Genomic DNA, 3,124 nt, shown 5'->3' with positions numbered 1-3,124 from the left:
CCCGCCGCCCGCGCTCCCGCCCGCAGCGGACCGCAGCGCGCTCGCGGCGATCTCGTCCATCACCGACAGCGCGATCCGCCGCAGATCCTCGAATCCGAACTTCCCCGTCCGCGCCGCACGCAGCAGCCCGCTTTCGATCCGCCGCCCGGCCCGCTCGGCGCCCAGCGCCAGCGGCCCTTCCAGGTCGGCCCGCATCGCCTCGACCTCGCGCGCGAACCCCGTCCGGTCCGTCCGCACCTGCAGGACCAGCGTCTCGATCTCCTCGTCCATCCCCAAGACCTCCCACCTGCATCCGTTCGGGCTGAGCGAAGTCGAAGCCCTCCGCTGAGCGCAGCGAAGTGCTTTCCCCCCAACTCAGGCCCTAGCGTCTGGTCAATCCGGCATCGCGTCCATCAGCCGCACCAGCTCGCCCGCATCGACGCCGGTCTCCGGGGCTTCCTCCCCCCGCGCTGCCGCCAGTACCGCCGCCAGCTCGGCCGGGGTCGCGCGCCAGAACTCGTCCGGCCGCCAACCCAGCAGCCAGCCGGCGATGCCCGCCAGCCGCGCTGCCCGCTCCGAAAAGCTCATCGCCCCGCCAGGATCTGCTGCAGCACCGCCCGCAACAGCGGCGCCAGCTTCGCCAGCCCGATCGCCAGCATCGCCTCGCCCAGCGCCTCGCGCGTCAGCGCGCGCCGATCGACCAGGCAGTGCCAGAACAGCCCGGCCATCTCGCCGAGCGTCAGCTTCCCGTCGGCCGCCCGGTCTACCAGCGCGAACAGTGGCCCCAGCTCCTCCTCGGCCGCCACCAGAGCGGCAAAGCTCGGCCGCACCACCAGCCGTTCGCCGCCGATCTCCAGCGCGGCCTCGCCCCTCGCCGCATTGGGCGCCTCGCCGGCCCCGCTCATTCGCTTACCACCGGGCCGGAGCTTTCCAGGCTCAGCGCATAGTTGCGCTCGCCATTATAATCGCCCGCATAGTCGAGCCGGGTGACCAGGAACCGGCCCCGCATCCGCTCCCCGCTCTCGAAGCTCAGCTCATAGTCGTCGATCGTGCCGGCCAGCGCATGGTTGCGGATGCGTATCTCGGCCGCCGATCCGGTGAACAGCCCGGCCGCCGACACACTCACCGACCGCACGCCCGCGCCCGACAGCAGTTCGCGCCAGCCGCCCGAATCCTTGCTCGTGACGTTCACCGCCTCGCCGTTTACGGACAACTGCGTAGTGCGCATTCCGGCGACCGTCGCATATGTTGCCAGCACGTTTCCGTCGCCCACCTTCAGCAAAAATGCACTTCCTTTTTCGACGCCCATGGCGCATTCTCCCACCAGATAAAACGTGCCGGAAATCGGCCGAGGAGAGGTTCCGATGATCGCTATCGTCCCGCTCATGTTGATGCTTGCCACTGCCGCTCCGGCCGATGCCGTCGGCGCCGGGCGCAAGGCTTTTTCGCAATGTCTTTCGAGCCAGATTCAGCCTGCGCTGGAGGCGAAGACCTCGCTCGGCGACTTCCAGGCGCTGCTGAAATCCAAATGCGCCGCGCAGGAAACCGCCTTCCGCAACGCCATCCTCGCCGACGACAAGGCGAGCGGCATGACCGCCGCCGCCGCCCAGACGGACGCCGACGATCAGGTGTCGGAATATGTCGACAAGATCATCGCCGACTTCGAGGAATATGCGAAGACGCCCTGAGCCGACGTCCTGCCGGGAAGGGATGAACGGACCGCTGATCCAGGGTCGTCATCCCAGCGAAAGCTGGGATCTCTCTTGTCTTTCTGTATGGTGAGCCAGAAGAAGGGCGATCCCAGCTTTCGCTGGATGACGGAGAATGGCCGAACCCCGCCCTACCCCTCCCGCACCGCCCGCAGGCGATAATCCATCACCGCCTGCCAGCCGCTTTGCTCGCGACCGCCGGCCCTCGCCACGCGCGATCGCACCAGCCGCGCCGTCACCACGCGCCACCCCTCGCCCGCGTCCGCCACGCTCCGCACCGCCGGGTCGATCCGCGCCATCGCCGGCGCCAGCCGCCCCGGCGTTTCGCCCGCATCGTGCAGGCTGATCGTCAGCCGCAGCTCGCGCCCCTCGACATCCTTCGCGCCCCAGTCGGACCCCAGGCACTCGCCCAGCACCGCATAGGGCGGGCTCGCCCGCGCCGGCGCGAACTCGAACAGGCCGTTCAGCCGGTCCATCAGCGCCGCATCGCCTTTCAGCGCCGCCAGCACCGCGCCGCGCACCGCCAGTTCCGCGCTCATGCCCGTCTCCCTTCCGCCACTGCTGCGATAGCCGCTCCGGGCGGCACACTCATGACAGCCGCATCCGCCGCCACGGCCGCCACAGCGCGCTGACCGCTGCCGGTGGAACCGCCGCCTCGCCCATGCGCGCCGCATGATGCTCGGCGGCCAGCCGCACGATCCCCTGCCGGATCGCCTCCGGCACTCCGTTCAGGTCGGCCGCCATTCCCGCGCGATACCGCACCGTCACCGGCGCGTCCGTCGCCGCCTTCACCCAGCCGTCGCCCCGCGCGTCGATGTCGATCGCATAGCGCTCGACCGGCAGCGTGCCGCCGCCCGCCTCCGTCACCTCCAGGATCGCCGTCACCGGTCCCGCCGCCAGCTTCCGCCACGTCCCGTCCGCGATGACCGTCTGGCGCGCCTCTCGGGCGATCAGCCACTGGCCGATGAACTGCTCGCACAGCCCCGCCGCGCCGCGCAGCAGCCCGGCGAGCAGTGCGTCCTCCGCGCCGCCCTCCATCCGCAGATAGGCCTTCAGCTCGTCCAGCGCCGCCGCTGGCGCGCCCTCTTCCGCTTCCACCGGCATCAGCGCTCCTCCACCCTGACGGTCAGCGACCGCTCGTCCACCTGCCCGTCCGACAGCGTCACCTGGTTGGTGACGCGATAGACCCGCCCCACGATCCCGCCGGCCAGCCGCGCGCTGGTCCGGCTCGGCTCCCGCGCCTCGGCCTCGATGGTGATCCCGCCCGCCTCGTCCGGCGCCACGCTCCAGCCGCTCGCCACCACCATCTGCCCCGCCAGATAGGCGGACCAGTCCACCTCCTGGTCGATCACCGCCTGGGGATCCTTGCACAGCATGCTCATCGGATTCGTCTCCCCTCTTCCCTCTCCGGCCGCAGGGCCTCCGGACGCCCGCCG

The 3,124-nt window shown here is 70.6% G+C and carries 7 protein-coding genes and 1 pseudogene; 1 reads left to right on the top strand and 7 read right to left on the bottom strand.

Going from position 1 to position 3,124, the window contains the following annotated elements; all coding sequences use genetic code 11:
* The 4 genes and pseudogenes from M529_RS29915 to M529_RS29900 all read right to left on the bottom strand — a co-directional run.
* Positions 1–270 (bottom strand): annotated as a pseudogene (locus M529_RS29915) (tail tape measure protein); the annotation flags it as partial.
* 102 nt (positions 271–372) lie between these two features.
* Positions 373–567: a phage tail assembly chaperone gene (locus tag M529_RS29910; RefSeq protein ID WP_021316933.1), complete on the bottom strand. Its 195-nt coding sequence runs from the start codon at positions 565–567 to the stop codon at positions 373–375.
* Complete coding sequence (locus M529_RS29905) at positions 564–884, bottom strand: GTA-gp10 family protein (RefSeq protein ID WP_021316932.1); 321 nt, start codon at positions 882–884, stop codon at positions 564–566. The genes M529_RS29910 and M529_RS29905 overlap by 4 nt, the downstream gene beginning before the upstream one ends.
* Positions 881–1,288, bottom strand: a complete 408-nt coding sequence (locus tag M529_RS29900; protein WP_031294524.1) for a phage tail tube protein — start codon at positions 1,286–1,288, stop codon at positions 881–883. Before M529_RS29900 ends, M529_RS29905 begins: the two co-directional genes overlap by 4 nt.
* Positions 1,289–1,343: 55 nt before the next feature.
* Between M529_RS29900 and M529_RS29895 the strand changes: the two genes are divergently transcribed.
* Positions 1,344–1,667: a hypothetical protein gene (locus tag M529_RS29895; protein ID WP_021316930.1), complete on the top strand. Its 324-nt coding sequence runs from the start codon at positions 1,344–1,346 to the stop codon at positions 1,665–1,667.
* A 152-nt stretch (positions 1,668–1,819) separates the two neighbouring features.
* On the opposite strand, the gene M529_RS29890 is transcribed toward M529_RS29895, so the two are convergent.
* Genes M529_RS29890 through M529_RS29880 form a run of 3 tightly spaced genes read right to left on the bottom strand, consistent with a single transcriptional unit; the run spans position 1,820 to position 3,070 of the window.
* Positions 1,820–2,227: a DUF3168 domain-containing protein gene (locus M529_RS29890; protein ID WP_021316929.1), complete on the bottom strand. Its 408-nt coding sequence runs from the start codon at positions 2,225–2,227 to the stop codon at positions 1,820–1,822.
* A gap of 49 nt (positions 2,228–2,276) precedes the next feature.
* Entirely contained in the window at positions 2,277–2,792 is a 516-nt protein-coding gene (locus M529_RS29885) for a head-tail connector protein (RefSeq protein WP_021316928.1), read from the bottom strand.
* Positions 2,792–3,070 (bottom strand): phage fiber-tail adaptor protein, encoded by a 279-nt coding sequence (locus tag M529_RS29880; RefSeq protein ID WP_021316927.1) that lies wholly within the window; start codon positions 3,068–3,070, stop codon positions 2,792–2,794. The genes M529_RS29885 and M529_RS29880 overlap by 1 nt, the downstream gene beginning before the upstream one ends.
* Between the last annotated feature and the right edge of the window lie 54 nt (positions 3,071–3,124).

Origin of the sequence: Sphingobium ummariense RL-3 (assembly GCF_000447205.1) — a bacterium.
In the GTDB taxonomy this organism is placed as follows: Bacteria; Pseudomonadota; Alphaproteobacteria; order Sphingomonadales; family Sphingomonadaceae; genus Sphingobium; species Sphingobium ummariense.
The sequence above is the reverse complement of the archived record's forward strand: the minus strand, read 5'-3'. Positions and strand labels throughout refer to the sequence as shown.

What these genes read in the sequence shown, in the direction of transcription:
- M529_RS29910 (WP_021316933.1), bottom strand. Translation starts at nt 567, where the DNA reads ATGAGCTTTTCGGAGCGGGCAGCGCGGCTGGCGGGCATCGCCGGCTGG.
- M529_RS29905 (WP_021316932.1), bottom strand. Translation starts at nt 884, where the DNA reads ATGAGCGGGGCCGGCGAGGCGCCCAATGCGGCGAGGGGCGAGGCCGCG.
- M529_RS29900 (WP_031294524.1), bottom strand. Translation starts at nt 1,288, where the DNA reads ATGGGCGTCGAAAAAGGAAGTGCATTTTTGCTGAAGGTGGGCGACGGA.
- M529_RS29895 (WP_021316930.1), top strand. Translation starts at nt 1,344, where the DNA reads ATGATCGCTATCGTCCCGCTCATGTTGATGCTTGCCACTGCCGCTCCG.
- M529_RS29890 (WP_021316929.1), bottom strand. Translation starts at nt 2,227, where the DNA reads ATGAGCGCGGAACTGGCGGTGCGCGGCGCGGTGCTGGCGGCGCTGAAA.
- M529_RS29885 (WP_021316928.1), bottom strand. Translation starts at nt 2,792, where the DNA reads ATGCCGGTGGAAGCGGAAGAGGGCGCGCCAGCGGCGGCGCTGGACGAG.
- M529_RS29880 (WP_021316927.1), bottom strand. Translation starts at nt 3,070, where the DNA reads ATGAGCATGCTGTGCAAGGATCCCCAGGCGGTGATCGACCAGGAGGTG.